17 protein-coding genes (1 of these 17 running past the window's edge) are annotated in these 18,051 nt (G+C 61.9%); 7 read left to right on the top strand and 10 right to left on the bottom strand.

The genetic code is table 11. The annotated features are described in order from the left end of the window. Positions 1-13: 13 nt before the first annotated feature. The 6 genes from coaA to hisB all read right to left on the bottom strand — a co-directional run bounded on the left by coaA (position 14) and on the right by hisB (position 4,215). Positions 14-1,009 (bottom strand): type I pantothenate kinase, encoded by a 996-nt coding sequence (gene coaA, locus BSY240_RS14000; RefSeq protein WP_054149983.1) that lies wholly within the window; start codon positions 1,007-1,009, stop codon positions 14-16. Continuing rightward, entirely contained in the window at positions 1,006-1,329 is a 324-nt protein-coding gene (locus tag BSY240_RS13995) for a phosphoribosyl-ATP diphosphatase (RefSeq protein ID WP_069042712.1), read from the bottom strand. The genes coaA and BSY240_RS13995 overlap by 4 nt, the downstream gene beginning before the upstream one ends. A gap of 16 nt (positions 1,330-1,345) precedes the next feature. Next, entirely contained in the window at positions 1,346-2,122 is a 777-nt protein-coding gene (gene hisF / locus BSY240_RS13990; protein ID WP_069042711.1) for an imidazole glycerol phosphate synthase subunit HisF, read from the bottom strand. Positions 2,123-2,132: 10 nt separating this feature from the next. Further along, positions 2,133-2,867: a 1-(5-phosphoribosyl)-5-[(5-phosphoribosylamino)methylideneamino]imidazole-4-carboxamide isomerase gene (gene hisA, locus BSY240_RS13985; protein ID WP_069042710.1), complete on the bottom strand. Its 735-nt coding sequence runs from the start codon at positions 2,865-2,867 to the stop codon at positions 2,133-2,135. Positions 2,868-2,884: 17 nt separating this feature from the next. Next, a complete protein-coding gene (hisH, locus tag BSY240_RS13980) occupies positions 2,885-3,535 on the bottom strand; it encodes an imidazole glycerol phosphate synthase subunit HisH (RefSeq protein ID WP_069042709.1) in 651 nt (216 codons plus the stop codon). An 83-nt stretch (positions 3,536-3,618) separates the two neighbouring features. Then, positions 3,619-4,215 carry an imidazoleglycerol-phosphate dehydratase HisB gene (gene hisB, locus BSY240_RS13975; RefSeq protein WP_069042708.1) on the bottom strand — a complete coding sequence of 199 codons (597 nt, stop codon included), beginning with the start codon at positions 4,213-4,215 and terminating at the stop codon, positions 3,619-3,621. Positions 4,216-4,415: 200 nt separating this feature from the next. Between hisB and hslV the strand changes: the two genes are divergently transcribed. The 6 genes from hslV (at position 4,416) to BSY240_RS13945 (ending at position 13,253) form a co-directional block, all read left to right on the top strand. Then, positions 4,416-4,943, top strand: a complete 528-nt coding sequence (gene hslV, locus BSY240_RS13970) for an ATP-dependent protease subunit HslV (RefSeq protein ID WP_069042707.1) — start codon at positions 4,416-4,418, stop codon at positions 4,941-4,943. A 69-nt stretch (positions 4,944-5,012) separates the two neighbouring features. Continuing rightward, on the top strand, positions 5,013-6,320 hold the full coding sequence (hslU, locus tag BSY240_RS13965) for an ATP-dependent protease ATPase subunit HslU (RefSeq protein WP_054149976.1): 1,308 nt from the start codon (positions 5,013-5,015) through the stop codon (positions 6,318-6,320). A 189-nt stretch (positions 6,321-6,509) separates the two neighbouring features. Continuing rightward, positions 6,510-7,436: a DUF1402 family protein gene (locus BSY240_RS13960; RefSeq protein WP_054150076.1), complete on the top strand. Its 927-nt coding sequence runs from the start codon at positions 6,510-6,512 to the stop codon at positions 7,434-7,436. 39 nt (positions 7,437-7,475) lie between these two features. Continuing rightward, positions 7,476-8,879 (top strand): cytochrome P450, encoded by a 1,404-nt coding sequence (locus BSY240_RS13955; RefSeq protein ID WP_054149975.1) that lies wholly within the window; start codon positions 7,476-7,478, stop codon positions 8,877-8,879. A gap of 98 nt (positions 8,880-8,977) precedes the next feature. Then, entirely contained in the window at positions 8,978-10,981 is a 2,004-nt protein-coding gene (locus BSY240_RS13950; RefSeq protein WP_069042706.1) for a hydantoinase/oxoprolinase N-terminal domain-containing protein, read from the top strand. Positions 10,982-11,084: 103 nt separating this feature from the next. Next, on the top strand, positions 11,085-13,253 hold the full coding sequence (locus tag BSY240_RS13945; RefSeq protein WP_069042705.1) for a malate synthase G: 2,169 nt from the start codon (positions 11,085-11,087) through the stop codon (positions 13,251-13,253). A 76-nt stretch (positions 13,254-13,329) separates the two neighbouring features. Here the strand turns inward: BSY240_RS13945 and BSY240_RS13940 are convergent, their stop codons facing one another. Next, positions 13,330-13,995, bottom strand: coding sequence for a L,D-transpeptidase (locus tag BSY240_RS13940; RefSeq protein WP_054149972.1), 666 nt, complete (start codon positions 13,993-13,995; stop codon positions 13,330-13,332). Between the two features lie 177 nt (positions 13,996-14,172). On the opposite strand from BSY240_RS13940, the gene BSY240_RS13935 reads away from it, so the two are divergent. Further along, positions 14,173-14,655 carry an MmcB family DNA repair protein gene (locus tag BSY240_RS13935; RefSeq protein ID WP_054149971.1) on the top strand — a complete coding sequence of 161 codons (483 nt, stop codon included), beginning with the start codon at positions 14,173-14,175 and terminating at the stop codon, positions 14,653-14,655. Here the strand turns inward: BSY240_RS13935 and BSY240_RS13930 are convergent, their stop codons facing one another. The 3 genes from BSY240_RS13930 to hrpB form a co-directional block, all read right to left on the bottom strand. Continuing rightward, positions 14,656-15,252 (bottom strand): ActR/PrrA/RegA family redox response regulator transcription factor, encoded by a 597-nt coding sequence (locus tag BSY240_RS13930; RefSeq protein ID WP_054149970.1) that lies wholly within the window; start codon positions 15,250-15,252, stop codon positions 14,656-14,658. 71 nt (positions 15,253-15,323) lie between these two features. Then, entirely contained in the window at positions 15,324-16,625 is a 1,302-nt protein-coding gene (locus BSY240_RS13925; protein ID WP_069042704.1) for an ActS/PrrB/RegB family redox-sensitive histidine kinase, read from the bottom strand. Between the two features lie 25 nt (positions 16,626-16,650). Then, a protein-coding gene (gene hrpB, locus BSY240_RS13920) for an ATP-dependent helicase HrpB (RefSeq protein ID WP_069043983.1) crosses the window boundary here: on the bottom strand, positions 16,651-18,051 show its 3' portion. 1,011 nt of this gene lie beyond the right edge of the window; the window shows 1,401 of its 2,412 coding nt (coding positions 1,012-2,412); the start codon falls outside the window, past its right edge — the gene reads right to left on this strand; its stop codon occupies positions 16,651-16,653.

Raw genomic sequence — 18,051 nt, 5'->3', positions numbered from 1 at the left:
GGCGATCGATCGCCTACAGTTTTCTCAGCGCCACGGTTTCGACGAGGTGATTGTCACCCTTGCGCAGGATGAGATCGGCGCGTGGCCGGGTCGGCAGGATGTTTTCCCTGAGGTTCTTCAGGTTGATATTCGTCCAGAGGCCCTCGGCGATCTCCTTGGCCTCGTCCTCACTGATGGTAGCATAGCGATGGAAGTAGGAGTTAGGATCGCGGAACGCGGTCTGCCGCAGTTTCATGAAGCGGTCGACATACCAGCGGTGGGTCGCGTTCTCATCGGCGTCGATATAGATCGAGAAGTCGAAGAAGTCCGAGACCATCGGCACGATCTTGCCGTCGGCCGGAAGGTTGCGCGACTGAAGGACGTTGATGCCCTCGAAGATCAGGATATCCGGACGGTCGATCACCCGGTGCTCGTTCGGCAATACGTCATAGGTCAAGTGCGAATAGCTGGGCGCCTTGACATTCGGCAGTCCCGCCTTGATCGCCGACAGGAAGCGCAGGAGCGCACCGATGTCGTAGCTTTCCGGGAAGCCTTTGCGGTTCAGGATGCCGTTCTTCACCAGATGCGCGTTCGGATACAGGAAGCCGTCGGTCGTCACGAGGTCGACCTTCGGGCTGGATGGCCAACGCGCCAGAAGTTCTTTCAGAACACGCGCGGTCGTCGATTTGCCCACGGCAACGGATCCGGCAATGCCGATCACAAACGGCGTCTTGAAGACGTCGGAAAGGCTGAGGAAGCGGTTGCGCTGCTCGAACAACAGCTGCGAGGATTCTACATGTGAAGACAACAGGCGCGAGAGCGACAGATAGATCCGCCGGACTTCATTGAGATCGATCGGATCATCGATCGAGCGGAGCCGGTGAACCTCGTCAGCTGTCAGGGTCAGCGGCGTATCGGCGCGGAAATGCGCCCATTCTTCGGAATCGAAGAAGTGATAGGGGGAATAGCCGTTCGCCTGGAAATGGTCGAGGACGTCTGGCGTTTCGGGGTCCCGCATAGCTATCGTCATGGATCCTGCCGACTGGCCTTCTCGCTCAGGCCTGTCTGAGCAGTGCGGCGCTCAAGTTCCTGCATTACTGCTTGTAAAGGGATGTCCGCAATTTTCAATACGACCATCAGGTGATAAAGGAGGTCCGCGCTCTCGTAGACGAGGTTCTCGCGGTCTTGCCTGACCGCGGCCATCACAGCCTCGATCGCCTCTTCGCCGAGCTTTTTTGCAGCCTTGTCCTGGCCGCCTGCCACGAGTTTTGCCGTCCAGGATTGGCTTGGATCCGCCTGGGCCCGGCTATCTACAATGACTTCGAGATCGGCAAGGGTGAAACTGCTCATCACGGGTCCTTCCGCGTCAGTCGAGACGCATGGCGATGCCGGCTGCGGCCATATGGGCCTTCGCCTCTGCAATCGAATAGGTGCCGAAGTGGAAGATCGAGGCGGCAAGCACGGCGGTCGCATGCCCATCGCGAATACCCGCGACCAGATCGTCCAGATTGCCAACGCCGCCCGAGGCGATGACGGGGACGCGAACGCTGTCGGCGATCGTGCGGGTGAGGCCGATATCGTAGCCGCTCTTGGTGCCATCCCGGTCCATGGACGTGACCAGAAGTTCGCCGGCCCCGCGCTCGACCATCTTCACCGCGAATTCCACCGCATCGATCCCGGTCGGCTGGCGTCCGCCATGGGTGAAGATCTCCCAGCGATCCGTTTCGCCCGCAGCTGAAACCTTCTTCGCATCGATCGACACGACGATGCACTGGTTGCCGAACTTGTCGGCGGCTTCCGCGACAAAATCGGGGTTCTTCACCGCTGCCGAATTGATCGACACCTTGTCGGCGCCGCAAAGCAGCAGCTTGCGGATATCGGCAACGGCGCGAACGCCACCACCGACCGTCAGCGGCATGAAGCAATGATCGGCCGTCTGGGCGACCACGTCGAAGATCGTGTCACGATTGTCCGAGGATGCGGTGATGTCGAGGAAGCAGAGCTCGTCGGCGCCGGCTGCATCGTAGGCCTTGGCCGCCTCGACCGGATCACCGGCATCGATCAGATCGACGAAGTTGACGCCCTTGACGACGCGGCCGTCCTTGACGTCGAGGCAGGGGATCACGCGGGCCTTGAGTGTCATGGTCTTGTCCTCAGCCTCTCGCAGCCTTGATAAGCGCCAGCGCCTCTGCTGCGTCGATGCGCCCATCATAAAGCGCGCGCCCGGAAATCGCACCTTCGAGCTTCTTCGCATCAGGTTCAAGCATACGCTTGATATCTTCGATCGAGGCGAGACCGCCCGACGCAATCACCGGGATCGAAACGGCAGCGGCCAGCTCCAGCGTCGAGGCCCAGTTGATCCCGGTCAGGATCCCGTCGCGGTCGATGTCGGTATAGATGATCGCCGCGACACCGGCGCCTTCGAAGCGCTCTGCGAGTTCGATTACGCCGAGTTCGGAAGCTTCCGCCCAGCCCTCGACGGCAACCTTGCCGCCCTTGGCATCGATGCCGACGGCGACCTTGCCGGGGAAGCGCTTGCAGGCGTCGATGACAAGCGCCGGATCACGCACGGCAACCGTACCCAGGATCACCCTCGACAGCCCACGCGACAGCCAGCTCTCGATGTGGTCGAGCGTGCGGATGCCGCCGCCGAGCTGTACCGGGTTCTTCGTGGCCTTCAGGATTGCATCGACGGCAGCGCCATTGACGCTTTCACCGGCAAAGGCGCCGTTCAAGTCGACGACATGCAGCCATTCGAAGCCCTGGTCTTCGAAAGCGCGCGCCTGAGCGGCCGGATCGGGATTGTAAACGGTCGCCTGGTCCATATCACCAAGCTTGAGGCGTACGCACTGGCCGTCCTTGAGGTCGATGGCGGGAAAGAGGATCATGGGAGTATCCGTGCCCTTCAGGGCGTCCAGGTCAGAAAATTGGCGATCAGCTTCAGGCCGAGTGCCTGGCTCTTCTCGGGGTGGAATTGCGCACCCACCATGTTGTCGCGGCCGACAAAGGCCGTCATCGCGCCACCATATTCAGTCGTAGCGATGACATCCTCGCGCTTGCGCGCAGCGAGGTGATAGGAATGGACGAAATAGGCGTGCAGCCCGTCCGGTCCCGTCGGAATGCCCGAAAACAAGGGATGCGGTCGGTTGAGCGTCAGCGTGTTCCAGCCGATCTGGGGGATCTTGAGGGATGGATCGGACGGCGTCATTTCGACGACATCGCCTTCAATCCAGCCGAAGCCGTCGGTCACGGTCTTCTCGAGACCACGCGACGACATGAGCTGCATTCCGACGCAGATACCGAAAAAGGGACGCCCCTTGGTCTCAACCACTTCCGTGATCGCGTCATGCATGCCGGGAACGGCATCGAGCCCCTTGCGGCAGTCGGCATAGGCCCCGACACCCGGAAGCACGATTCGGTCGGCGATGGCGACACGGTCCGCCTTGTCGGTGAGTTCGATTTCGGCGTTAAGGCCGGCCTCGCGGGCGGCCCGTTCAAAGGCCTTGGTGGCCGAGCGCAGATTGCCCGAGCCGTAGTCGATGATAGCTACACGCATGTCTTCCAGTCCTTTCTGCTCGACGGTTCGGCTTCAACGTCCGAACCGGAGCAAGGTGGCAGTCTCACTCGGGAAACTGCCCCTTAAACCAGGGTGCCCTTGGTGGAGGGGATACGGTTTGCCTGCCGCGGATCAACTTCGGTTGCCGTCCGAAGCGCCCGCGCGACCGCCTTGAAGCAGGTCTCGGCGATATGATGGTTGTTCGCGCCGTAATGGTTCAGCACATGCAGCGTAATCCCGGCGTTCTGGGCAAGAGCCTGGAAGAATTCGCGCACCAGTTCGGTGTCAAAGGTGCCGATCTTTGGCGCGCTGAAAGCGACGTTCCAGACCAGGAACGGACGGCCGGAGACGTCGATGGCCGCCTTGGTCATCGTCTCGTCCATGGCAAGATCGATCGAGGCATAACGCGTGATACCCTTGCGGTCGCCAAGCGCCTTGGAAATCGCCTGGCCGAGCGCGATGCCCGTATCCTCGACGGTGTGGTGATCGTCGATATGCAGGTCGCCCTTCACATCGATGTTCATGTCGATCAGCGAGTGGCGGCAGAGCTGGTCGAGCATATGGTCGAAGAAGCCCACGCCCGTCGAAATCTTGCCCGTGCCGGTGCCGTCAATATGGACGGAAACCGAGACCGAGGTTTCGTTGGTTTTGCGGGAAACTTCGCCTTTACGCTCTGCCATTTGGCTGCTCCATGAGGATCTCGGCCCTCCCATAACAGCAGGGCGGTGAAATATCCAGAAGTTACATTGCGCTGCCGCAAGGCGGCGCTGGAGCTTTTGCCGCAGATTGCAATCGTTGAAAGCCCACTTACATAGGAACCGACAAACCGGGCCTCAAAGCCCGTTCCACAAGGCCCGCAGAGGCGGGTGACAGGTGATTGATGACAACGATTGTTACCGTACGCAAGGACGGCAAGGTGGTGATGGCCGGTGACGGACAGGTCAGCCTTGGCCAGACCGTGATGAAGGGCAATGCCCGCAAGGTCCGCCGCATCGGCAAGGGCGGCGATGTGATCGCAGGCTTTGCCGGCGCGACAGCCGATGCCTTTACGCTGCTCGATCGCCTCGAAAAGAAGCTCGAACAATATCCCGGCCAGCTGATGCGCGCAGCCGTCGAGCTCGCCAAGGACTGGCGCACTGACAAGTATCTGCGCAATCTCGAAGCCATGATGCTGGTGGCCGACAAGTCGATCACGCTCGCGATCACCGGCAATGGTGATGTGTTGGAACCCGAACACGGCACCATCGCCATCGGCTCCGGCGGCAACTTCGCCTATGCTGCTGCCCGCGCCCTCATGGATACAGAGCGCTCGGCGGAGGACATCGCCCGGCGCGCTCTGACCATCGCCGGCGAGATCTGCGTCTACACCAACAACAACATGGTGGTCGAAACCCTCGACGCCGACTGACGGCTGCCGATCGAATTCCACACCAAGAGACGATGCGCGGGTCCGCGGCATCGTGAGGAGCAACCCGAAATGACCAATTTCTCCCCGCGCGAGATCGTTTCCGAGCTCGACCGCCATATCATCGGCCAGCATGACGCCAAGCGCGCGGTCGCGATCGCCTTGCGCAACCGCTGGCGCCGCCAGCAGCTTTCGGAAGATCTGCGCGACGAGGTGATGCCGAAGAATATCCTGATGATCGGACCGACCGGCGTCGGCAAGACGGAAATCTCCCGCCGCCTGGCCAAGCTCGCCGGCGCGCCCTTCATCAAGGTGGAGGCGACAAAGTTCACCGAAGTCGGTTATGTCGGCCGCGATGTCGAGCAGATCATCCGCGATCTGGTCGAGATCGGCATCGCACTCATCCGCGACAAGAAGCGTCTGGAAGTGCAGGCCAAGGCGCATCAGCTGGCCGAAGAGCGCGTGCTCGATGCCCTTGTCGGCGCCACGGCATCTCCGGCTACACGGGACAGCTTCCGCAAGAAGCTCCGCAACGGCGAGCTCGATGACAAGGAAATCGATATCGAAGTGGCCGACAGCGGCTCCGGCGCGCCCGGCTTCGAAGTTCCCGGCATGCCCGGTGCCAACATCGGCATCCTCAACCTGTCGGAAATGTTCGGCAAGGCCATGGGTAACCGTACCAAGAAGGTCCGGACCACCGTCAAGGCATCCTATGCCGACCTGATCCGTGATGAATCGGACAAGCTCATCGACAATGAAGTCATCCAGCGGGAAGCGCTGCGTTCCGTCGAAAATGACGGCATCGTCTTCCTCGACGAGATCGACAAGATCGCCGCCCGCGAAGGTGCCATGGGCGCCGGTGTTTCGCGCGAAGGCGTGCAGCGTGACCTCCTGCCGCTGGTCGAAGGGACGACGGTCGCGACCAAATACGGTCCGGTGAAGACCGACCACATCCTCTTCATCGCGTCTGGCGCATTTCATGTGTCCAAGCCCTCCGACCTTCTGCCGGAGCTTCAGGGCCGCCTGCCGATCCGCGTCGAGCTGAAGCCACTGACCAAGGAAGATTTCCGCCGCATCCTGACAGAGACCGAAGCGAGCCTGATCCGCCAGTACAAGGCGCTGATGGCAACCGAGGAGCTCAATCTCGACTTCACCGAGGATGCGATCGATGCTCTCGCCGATGTCGCGGTTCAGCTCAACGAAACGGTTGAGAACATCGGTGCCCGTCGCCTGCAGACGGTGATGGAGCGGGTGCTCGACGAGATTTCCTTCCATGCACCGGACCGCGGTGGCTCGGAAGTGATGATCGACTCGGCTTATGTGCAGGAGCATGTCGGCGATCTCGCCGCCAACACGGACCTTAGCCGCTACATCCTGTGATCTTTGTGCATCTATGGGTCGCTTTCGCCCCCGGCGTGCCGGGAAAGTGAAAGCGGCCCATATCGACAATACAGGTGCCTCTTATGTAAGGAGGGCCGCAGTCGGACGCTGCCCGCGAATGCGCCGGCAATCCGTTCGAGGACAAATGTCCAGGGGCCGCGCATCGTGCTTACTATTGCCAGAAATCTCATCGTCGCCATTACGCTCGCCGGGCTTGTGCCCGCAGTGTCGCTTGCTGACGACAAGGTCCCCTCGGGAAATCGCAATGCCGAACAGCCGGCCATTCCCGGCGCCTCCGTGCGGCGTACCAAAGCGGGCAAGACCAGCTTCGATCTGAAATATGAAAAGGTCCGCGATCTCCTGAAGACGGACTCGAAGCTGGTGGGCAAGCTCAAGAAGACGGCCGCCGCCTATGGCATTGCGCCCATCCACATGGTGGGTGCCATCGTCGGCGAGCACACCTACAATGTCGACGCCTATGACAGCCTCCAGAGCTATTACGTGAAGGCCGCATCTTACGCCGGCAACAGCTTCCGATTCGGCTACAAGGACGAGAGCATTGCCGACTTCGTCGGCCGGCCGGAATTTGCCGAATGCAACGGCTATTCTGACTCCTACCGTCTCTGGACCTGCCGCGAAGATGTGTGGCAGGATCGCTTCCGCGGCAAATCCGTCGGCGGCAAGTCCTATCCGAACAATCGCTTCAGCGCCGTGTTCTTCCAGCCCTTCTATGCGGGTCAGACCTTTGGTCTGGGGCAGATCAATCCTTTGACGGCCCTCATGCTGTCGGATCTCGTGCATCAGAAGTCCGGCTATGCCCGGCTCGACGAGAACGACGCGGCGGGCGTCTACAAGGCGATCATGGATCCCGACATCTCGCTCGCCTTCATGGCAGCGGTCATCCGCAAGTCGATTGACGACTACAGACAGATTGCCGATGTCGATATCTCGGGGAACCCGGGTGTTACGGCGACGCTTTTCAACATTGGCGGCTCGCAGCAGCGGGCCCGTGCTCTGGCGGCAAAGCGGGCGAGCGGTGCGGCGAATTGGCCGGAAGAGAACTATTACGGCTGGCTGATCAATGATCGGCTGGACGAGTTGGAGTCCCTGCTCTAATTCCTCTAGGGGGGCTCCAACCCTTCGAGGGAGCATCACATGGACGCCAGTCTGCGCAAATCGACTTTCGAGCCGCCGGCGCCTGTGCCGCGGACGGTCCCGCCCAGCCGACTGGAAATCATCCGCACAGTGCTGAGGAACCCGCTCGAACTTTGGGGGCAGCCGTCCTACACCTGGCCCTGGATCGTCACTCGCTTTTTTGGCCAGACCACCATCATTGCCAATGACCCAGGTCTGATCCGCCACGTGCTCGTCGACAACGCCTCGAATTACGAGATGTCCGAGATCCGCCAGCTTGTCCTGCGCCCCATTCTGCGCGATGGCCTACTGACGGCCGAAGGTCCCGTGTGGAAACGCTCGCGCAAGGCCATGGCGCCGGTCTTCACTCCTCGCCATGCCCGCGGCTTCGCCCGCCAGATGCGCGAGCAGAGCGAACTTTTTCTTGAACGTTACGAAGCGGGGACCGAGGGCGTCGTCCGCGATATCGCCGTCGACATGACCGAACTGACTTATGCGATCCTTTCCGAAACTCTCTTCTCCGGCGGGATCGTCTCCGAACAGGGCGATTTCGCCAAGGATGTCGACGATCTCCTGCACAGCATGGGACGGATCGATCCGCTGGACTTGTTGAAAGCTCCGAGATGGATCCCGCGCCTGACCCGAATCCGGGGTCTCGGCGTCTTGCGCAAGTTCCGCGAACTCGTGCGACGGACGATGGATCACCGCCGGGCCATCATCAAGACGGATCGGGAGAACGCACCGGACGATTTCTTGACATTGCTTCTCGAGCTGGAAGGACCTGACGGTCTGACCTCGGAAGAGATCGAGGACAATATCCTGACCTTCATCGGGGCCGGGCACGAGACGACGGCGCGTGCCCTGGCCTGGACCTTGTATTGCGTGGCCCACTGTCCGGATGTCAGGGACGCAATGGAGCGGGAAATCGATGAGGTCATAGCGTCCGGCGCCGATCCGGTCGATTGGCTTGAGCAGATGCCGCATGTGCGAGCCTCTTTCGAAGAGGCGATGCGGCTCTATCCGCCGGCGCCCTCAATCAACCGCGATGCGATCGCCGACGATCGCTATACGGCGCCCAGTGGCGAGACCGTCGAGATTGCGAAGGGCGCCACTGTCCTTGTCATGCCCTGGACGCTGCATCGCCACGAGCTTTACTGGGACAAGCCACGGATCTTTGACCCCTCCCGCTTTCTGCCAGGGGAGCGCGAGAAGATCGGCCGCTTTCAGTATCTGCCATTTGGCGCCGGTCCACGCGTCTGCATCGGCGCCACCTTTGCGTTACAGGAAGCCGTGATCGCGCTCGCGGTGCTGATGCAGCGATATCGTTTCGCGACGACGCCGCAGACGAAACCCTGGCCGGTTCAGAAGCTTACCACCCAGCCAGCTGGCGGCCTGCCGATGCGGGTCACGCCGCGCAAGCCGTAATGCGGCGTGTTCCTGCCGCTCCCTCGCTGGAAATCGCACTAAGCCCTGTGCCATAAGGGATGCGTCGCCGTAGTGGCGGGGAAGATGGGGAAGACTGCGTGACATCCGATTACATGCTGGGCATCGATACCGGCGGCACCTACACGGACGCCGTGATCTACAGCGAGACGCATGGGATCGTCGCCAAGGCGAAGTCGCTCACCACCCGGCACGACCTGTCGATCGGCATTTCCGGCGCGCTCGAAAGCGTGCTCGCCGAATCAGCGATTGATCCCTCGGCGATCGGTCTCGTCTCGCTGTCGACGACGCTCGCGACCAATGCGCTGGTGGAAGGGCAGGGCGGCCGCGCCGGCCTGATCATGATCGGGTTCGGGCCAGACGATATGAAGCGCGATGGCCTGGCCGATGCGCTTGGCAATGATCCGGTCCTCTTCATTGCCGGCGGTCATGACGTTCATGGCACCGAGACACTTTTCGACCAGGCGGCGCTGGAAGCGGCACTGCCCGAGCTTTCGGCCAATGTCTCATCCTTCGCGATCGCCGGTTATTTTGCGGTTCGCAATCCGGCGCACGAGCAGCGGGCGCGCGAGATCATTCGCCGGCATTCCGGCCTGCCCGTCACCTGCAGCCACGAGCTTTCCTCCAAGCTCGGCGGGCCAAGACGGGCACTGACAACCCTTCTCAATGCCCGCCTGGTCTCGATGATCGACCGGTTGATCGGCTCTGCCGAGCGCTATCTCGGGGAGCGCGGCATTCATGCGCCACTGATGGTCGTGCGTGGTGACGGCGCGTTGATCTCGGCAGCCGAAGCTCGGTTGCGACCGATCGAGACCATTCTCTCCGGTCCCGCCGCGAGCCTCGTCGGCGCACGCCACCTGACCGGCCTCGATGATGCCGTCGTGTCCGATATCGGTGGCACGACGACCGACGTCGCCGTGATGGAGGCCGGTCAGCCGCGGCTTGATCAGGATGGCGCCGTCGTCGGCGGTTACCGAACTATGGTGGAAGCAGTCGCCATGCGCACCTTCGGCCTCGGTGGTGACTCGGAGGTGCGTTTCGACGATCGCGGCCTTGCGGCGAAGATCGACCTCGGCCCCCGTCGCCTTGTCCCGTTGAGCCTTGCAGCAGCCCTGCATGGAGCGTCCATCACTGACGTACTCGAGCGCCAGCTCCGCGCGCCACATCTCGGACGTCACGATGGGCGCTTCGCGGTCCGCACCGGCGTCCCGGATCATCTGGCGGCCGGTCTCCAGCCGCAGGAGGCAGCACTCTTTCAAAAGATCGGCAGCGTGCCGCTTCCCCTGGACCAGCTGATCAGCTTCACCCAGCAGAAGGCGACACTCGACCGTCTCGTCGCCCGTGGCCTCGTGCATCTGTGTGGGCTCACGCCATCCGACGCCATGCATGTCCTGAACCGCCAGGGCCAATGGGATCGCAAGGCGGCCGAACTCGGCATGGCGCTGGCGATCCGACAGAAGGATGGTTCTGGCCAGCCGATCGCGTCATCGCCGGAAGTGCTTGCCAAGTTGATCGTTGATCGCCTGACGCGCCAGTCGGCCGAAGTCATTCTCTCCGCAGCGCTTGCCGAAGATGGCCTTGCCGACATCGAGCCTGCGAAATCGGTGCTGATCGATCGCGCGCTCAAGCGACAGGGGGGTATCGCCCGCTTCAACCTCTCGCTCGACCGGCCATTGATCGGCCTCGGTGCCTCGGCCGGCGTCTACTACCCGGCGATCGCCGAGATGCTGGCTTCCGATGTCGCCGTGCCTGCGGATGCCGATGTGGCCAATGCCGTCGGCGCCGTCGTCGGGCAGGTGCGCAGCAGTGTTTCTGTCACTGTCGGATCGCCGGAGGAGGGGCTTTTCATGATCACCGGCGGCGGCGACAGCGAGCGGGCGACGGATGAGACCGTTGCTCTGGAAAGGGCGAGGACAAGGGCGACCGAACTCGCGCGTGCAAGGGCTGAAGCCAGTGGCGCCGTGGATGTCGTGCTGATCCTCCGGGAGGAGCTCGATGCGCCTGAGATCGAGGGACGCCGCAAGCTCGTGGAAGCGCGGATCACGGCGACGGCCTCGGGTCGCCCCAGGACTGCACGCGGCTGACTTTCGAATTTGGAAACAATATTTCGTATTTATGACGGATTGACTGCTAATCGGTTTCAGCCATGCTGCGTGCCAAAGCCAGTCCAGTAAGAGGAATGACGTCATGACATCTATTGAAGCTCACGGCCTTTCGATCGACAAGCGCCTCTACGATTTCATCGTGACCCAGGCGATCCCGGGAACGCAAGTCGAGGCCGATGCCTTCTTCGCCGGCTTCTCCCGGATCGTTCACGACTTGGCGCCGAAAAACCGCGCCTTGCTCGCCAAGCGGGATGACCTGCAGGCCCAGATTGACGCCTGGTATCGCGAGAACGGCGCGCCCGCCGATCTCGCCGCCTATGAAAGCTTCCTGCGTGAAATCGGCTATCTCCTGCCCGAGGGCCCCGACTTCAAGATCGAGACGGCCAATGTCGATCCGGAGATTTCGTCGATCGCCGGTCCGCAGCTCGTCGTGCCGGTCATGAACGCGCGTTATGCGCTGAACGCCGCCAATGCCCGCTGGGGTTCGCTTTACGACGCGCTTTACGGCACGGATGCGATTTCCGAGGCTGATGGCGCGGACAAGGGCAAGGGCTACAATCCGGTTCGCGGTGGCAAGGTCGTGGCGTGGGCGAAGTCCTTTCTCGACCGGAGCCTGCCGCTCGCCGGCGGCAGCTGGGCTGACGTTACAGGCTTCGACTTTGAAAACGGCGCGCTCTTCGTCGAGACCGCCAGCGGCCGGACAGGCCTTTCCAGTCCCGACCAATATGTCGGCTTCAAGCGTGAGAGCGAAAAGGCATACCGCCTCTATTTCCGCACCAATGGCCTGCACACCCTCGTCTTCGTCGATCCGGACAGCCTGATCGGCAAGGACGACCCCGCCGGCATCGCCGATGTCGGGCTTGAATCGGCACTCACCACCATCATGGACTGCGAGGATTCGGTCGCGGCCGTCGACGCCGAGGACAAGATCGCCGTCTATTCCAACTGGCTCGGCCTGATGAAGGGTGACCTGACGGAGGAAGTTACGAAGGGCGGCAAGACCTTCACCCGTTCCCTGAACAATGACCTCGAACTGACCGGCGTTGACGGCGGTGAGGTGACACTGCCGGGCCGATCCCTGATGCTCATCCGCAATGTCGGTCACCTCATGACCAATCCCGCGATCACCGACAGGGACGGCCATGAGGTGCCGGAAGGCATCCTGGATGCCGCGATCACCGCTCTCGTCGCGCTGCATGACATCGGCCCGAATGGCCGCCGGAAGAACTCCCGCGCAGGCTCGATGTATGTCGTGAAGCCGAAGATGCACGGTCCAGAAGAGGTCGCCTTCGCCTGCGAGATCTTCTCCCGCGTCGAAGAACTCGTCGGCATGGCTCCCAACACGATCAAGATGGGGATCATGGACGAGGAGCGCCGCACCACTGTCAATCTCAAGGAGTGCATTCGCGCGGCCCGAGACCGCGTCGTCTTCATCAACACCGGCTTCCTCGATCGCACGGGCGACGAAATTCACACTTCGATGGAAGCGGGCCCGATGATCCGCAAGGGCGACATGAAGCAGGCCGCCTGGATCGCAGCCTATGAAAACTGGAACGTCGATATTGGCCTTGAATGCGGCCTGTCCGGCCATGCCCAGATTGGCAAGGGCATGTGGGCCATGCCGGATCTGATGGCGGCCATGCTGGAGCAGAAGATTGCCCATCCGAAGGCCGGGGCCAACACGGCCTGGGTTCCGTCGCCGACGGCAGCAACACTGCACGCCACACACTATCACAGCGTCAATGTCGCGGGCGTTCAGGAAAGCCTGAAGTCCCGCTCGCGCGCCAAGCTGTCGGATATTCTGTCGGTTCCGGTCGCGACGCGTCCGAACTGGACCCCGGAAGAAATCCAGCGGGAACTCGACAACAATGCCCAGGGTATTCTCGGCTATGTCGTCCGCTGGATCGACCAGGGCGTCGGCTGCTCCAAGGTGCCGGACATCAACAATGTCGGTTTGATGGAGGATCGCGCCACGCTCCGCATCTCCGCCCAGCACATGGCAAACTGGCTGCATCACGGCGTGGTGACGGAAGAACAGGTCGTCGAGACGCTGAAGCGCATGGCGATGGTCGTCGACGACCAGAATGCCACTGACCCGGTCTATGTGCCGATGGCGAAGGATTACGACGGCTCGGTTGCCTTCCAGGCGGCGCTTGACCTCGTGCTGAAGGGCAGGGAGCAACCGAACGGCTACACCGAGCCGGTTCTCCATCGTCGTCGCATCGAACTGAAGGCACAGTCTGCGGCCTGACAGCCGGCCTTTGGCGAAACGAAAAGCCCCGCCGGATCGCTCCGGCGGGGCTTTTCGTATTCTGCGTTGGTGCAGCTTACTGCTGAACCACGACCTTGGAGTTCCGGCCCGGCTTGACGCGGTTGTAGAGGTCGATCACGTCCTGGTTCATCATGCGGATGCAGCCCGATGAAGCAGCCGTTCCGATCGATGCCCATTCCGGCGTGCCGTGCAGGCGGAACAGCGTGTCCTGTCCCTTCTCGTTGAAGAGATACATGGCGCGGGCGCCGAGCGGGTTGCGCAGGCCGGGTTCCATGCCCTTTTCGACATACTTGGCGACTTCGGGCTTCCGTTCCGCCATTTCCTTCGGCGGATGCCAGGTCGGCCAGGCCTGCTTCCAGGCGATATAGGCCTCACCCTGCCAAGCAAAACCCTGCTTGCCGACGCCGATCCCATAACGGACCGCTTTGCCGCGCGGCAGCACGTAATAGAGGAAGCGCTCGCGCGTGTTGACAACGACCGTGCCGGGTTTTTCCTTGGTCGCATAATCGACAATTTGTCGGTGAAACTTCTTGTCGACTTTCTGGATCGGAATCGCCGGCAGGGCATAACCTGCATCCGTTACCGAACCATAGGTGTCGCTGAAGATCTCGACCTTGGTGGTTTCGGCCACTTCGGCCTTGTCGCCGGTCGTCGTTGTGCAGCCCGCGAGGCCTAGGGACATAACCAGGCCAAGCGCGGTCAAGATGTTGCGGAAGCGCATGATAAAGCTCGTGGGTGATGGCTGAGAGACGGTCTTGTGACCATCTTTGATTATGGTTTATTTTGAATTAATCTCGGCGACGCAAGTGCCGTACTTCCGCCGAATGTCTTCGGCGCTGCAAAATGACTCCGCATTGCTTTTTTGCAACAGACTTGAGCGTGCGGAGCGGAGTTGTCCATGACCTTAGTCTCTGTCGCAGTAAACAATCCCTTAATCGACGGGCGGCAGTCGGATCGCGCCATGATGATTCGGCGTGGTGTCCAGATCCTTCTGGCGGAGATGCGTTTTGCCATCCTGCCGGAACTGACGCTCTCCAATGGACGTCGTGCTGACCTGATCGCCCTTTCAGACAAGGGCGAGATCTGGATCGTCGAGATCAAATCCTCGGTCGAGGACTTTCGCGTCGACCGGAAATGGCCGGATTATCGTCGCTACTGCGACCGATTGTTTTTTGCCACCCACGCCGGTGTGCCTCTCGAGATCTTCCCGGAAGACTGCGGCCTCTTTCTATCGGATGGGTATTCGGGCCACCTGTTGCGGGACGCTCCCGAGCACCGCCTTCCGCCTGCAACGCGGAAGTCGGTTACCCTCGATTTTTCGAGGACTGCCGCCCAGAGGCTCATGGCCGCGGAATGGGCGGCCCAGCTCAAGTCTGTCTGATTACTTCGGGGCGCGTTTGGCCAGTATGCGCTGCAGTGTCCGGCGATGCATGTTGAGGCGACGAGCTGTCTCGGAGACATTCCTCTCGCAGCTCTCATAGACGCGCTGGATATGCTCCCAGCGGATCCGGTCGGCCGACATCGGGTTTTCGGGGATCTCGGCCTTCTCGCCTGGTCGTTGGGTCAGTGCCAGATAGACATCGTCGGCGTCTGCGGGCTTCGCCAGATAGTCGAGCGCCCCGAGTTTGACCGCGGTAACGGCCGTGGCGATATTGCCATAACCTGTCAGCACGATGATCCGTGTGTCGGAACGGCGCTCCCGGATCGCCTCGATGACGTCGAGCCCGGTTCCGTCACCCAACCGCAGATCGACCACGGCATAGGCAGGTGCTGCTTCCTTGACTTTCGCCATGCCCTCAGCGACGGAGCCGGCGAGCTCCACCGTGAAGCCGCGGCTTTCCATGGCGCGCGCCAGACGACGCAGAAACGGCGCATCGTCATCGACGATCAGCAGCGAAGGGTCAGGGCCGAGATCGTGACTGCCCGCTGCTTGCGTGCCGGCGGCTGGTTTTGCGACCTGTGATGCTGCGTCTGCCATCTTCTCGTTCCTGCGACTGTTCCAAAAACTTCGCTGCCGACCTTATGCGTGCCAAGACCCTACAGGTAAAGTCATAACGACGTGTCCAATTCCATGTATTCACGGGGCCAAATCACCATGACGCGCGCCCCGGACCCTTCCGGGCTGCGATTTTCGAAGCGAAGGCTGGCTCCGGACCGTTCGAGCAGTGTCTTTGCGATAAACAGCCCAAGGCCGAGACCCCCGGCGCGCGTTTCATTCTGCCTGCTTGTAACATAGGGCTCGCCAATTCTTTGCAAGACCCCCGCGGAGAAACCGGCTCCGTCGTCTTCGATCGTGACGGTTACATCGGCGGCTGTATGCTCCACGCTGACCATGACTTTGGACCTGGCATAATCGACCGCATTCTCGAGCAGGTTGCCGAGACCATAGAGAATGGCGGGATTGCGGGTCCCGACCGGCTCGAGTGCCCGGTCGGACAGCTCGATCAGCTCAACCTTCACCCCGAATTCCCGATGCGGCGCAATGACCTCCTCCATCATCGAGGAGAGCGGCAGCTCGCGCATGTGGGCTTCGCCTTCCGTGGCGAGCGAGGTCAGGCGGCGCAGGATGTCGCGGCAGCGCTCGCTCTGGCTACGCAGCAGCTGCACATCCTCCCGGTAGCGCTCGTCCTGACCAAGGTCCCGCTCCATCTCCTTGGCTACCACGCTGATCGTTGCCAGCGGTGTACCCAGTTCATGCGCAGCCGCTGCTGCGAGACCATCGAGCTGATGCAAATGCTTTTCCCGCTGCAGGATGAGTTCGGTCGCGGTCAGGGCGTCGGCAAGCAGGGTCGCTTCCTGGGAGACGCGATAGGCATAAAAGGCGGCAAAGGCCGTCATCGAGACAATAGAGCTCCACATGCCGAGCTGCAGAAGCGGGTGCACCTCGAGCGTGCGACCCTCGAACCAGGGCAGGGGATAGGGTGTGAACGCAAGCAGGGTGATGAAGGCGAGCGCGGTTACAAAAAGCGCGATCGAATGGCGGCTCGGCTGCGACGCAAAGGAGATGATGACGGGAATGCAGATCAGCGGCGCGAACGGGTTGTTGAGCCCGCCGGTGATGAAGAGCAGCGCACCCATCTGGAAGAGATCGAGCGCAAGCACCGCAAAGGCTGCCGCCGGCTCCAGGCGGTAGGTGGGCGGGAAGGCCACCGACATCAACGAATTGGCCGCAGCCAGTGCGGCGATCAGCCCCAGACATGTCACGAGCGGCAGGGGAAATTCGAACCAGAGCGCCACGACCAGAATGGTCAGCAATTGCCCCGCCACGGCCACCCAGCGGAGCTTCACCAGGGTTTCGAGACGCAGGCGCCGGCTGCTCGGACCGAATTTGGCTGCCAGATCCATGGTCATCACTATTCCCTGTTCTGCCGCGCCATCAGGTTCCGCGGGGTTTCGCTCGTGTCGTGGGATCTGCCGCAGCAGGGTCCTCTGGCCAGGGATGCTTCGGATAGCGACCACGCATGTCGGCGCGCACATCCTTCCACGATCCGGTCCAGAACCCCGGAAGATCCCGTGTTGTCTGAATGGGTCGATGGGCGGGCGAGGTCAACTCCAGAAGCAGTGGCAATTTGCCGCCGCCGATCGTGGGGTGCGTCTTCAACCCGAAAAGCTCCTGCACCCGGATCTGCAGGACAGGCTCATCGCCCTCGTAGCGGATCGGATGGGATTGTCCGGTCGGCGCGGTGAAATGCGTCGGGACGAGCCGGTCGAGCTCCCGCTGCGATCCTCCAGGGACCAGCGCCATCAGTCCGTCATGCAGGCTGCCGGCACCGATCTCCTGAAAGCTCGTCACGCCCGACTGGAAGGGCACGAACCAGTCGTCCAGCCTCGCGATGAGACCGTTATCGCTGGTATCCGGCCATGGCTCGCCGAGGCTTCGGTAAAGAAAGCCGAGCCTCTGTCGCAACTGAGCCGCCGCCTTCGAGAAGGGCAGGGCGGCGACACCCAGAAGGCGGACCCCTTCGGCAAGTGCTCTGGCAGCATTGTCTCCCTTTGGCTTCGGCAGGGGTTGTTCGTCGAAGATGATCGCCCCCAACCGTGTCACCCGTCTCGCCCGCACCTGGCGGCTCGCCGTATCGAAGCCGCTTTCCTCCGACGTCGTGATAGCCTTGGGGAGAAGTGTCTCGATGTCGCCGTGTGAGGTTTCGGCTGCTGCGAGCACACGCCCCTGCGCCGCCTTGCCGGTCAGATCGGCGATGACAAGCAGCTCGGCACCCGCCAGGCGTTCCGATGCGGGGATCTCTGCTCCCCGGCCATTGGCCATGACGAACCGGCCGCGCCCACCCCTTTGGCGCGCGATCCTGTCCGGGAAGGCGTGGATGAGCAGGGCGCCGGCGGAAACAGGCGCTATATTGCCTTCCTCACGGTGATTGAGGCCGGACGACAGCCTCTGTGCGAGATTGCGGGCATTGCGGGCCCGCTCGCCGCGATCCCTGCGGAACTGCCTCAGCCGCTCATCGAGATCGAGATCATTGCCGCCCAGTCCCTGTTCGGTGAGGAGAACCGCCAACTCTGCGGCGGCTTGAGCTTCGCCATGTTCGGACGCGCCAAGCACCATGGCAGACAGCCGGGGTGGCAGTCCGAAATCCCGCATGCGTCGCCCCTTGGCGGTCAACTGCAGCTTTTCGTCGATCGCCCCGAGCCCGATCAGCAACTGGCGCGCCTCCTTGAGGGCAGCCTCAGGCGGCATGTCGATGAGAAGGAGCTGGCCTGGATCCGCAACCCCCCAATGGGCAAGATCCAGCGCAAGGCCGGAAAGGTCGCTCGACAGGATTTC

The organism is Agrobacterium sp. RAC06 (assembly GCF_001713475.1).
Taxonomy (GTDB): Bacteria; Pseudomonadota; Alphaproteobacteria; order Rhizobiales; family Rhizobiaceae; genus Allorhizobium.
This window is presented reverse-complemented; position numbering and strand designations above follow the sequence as displayed.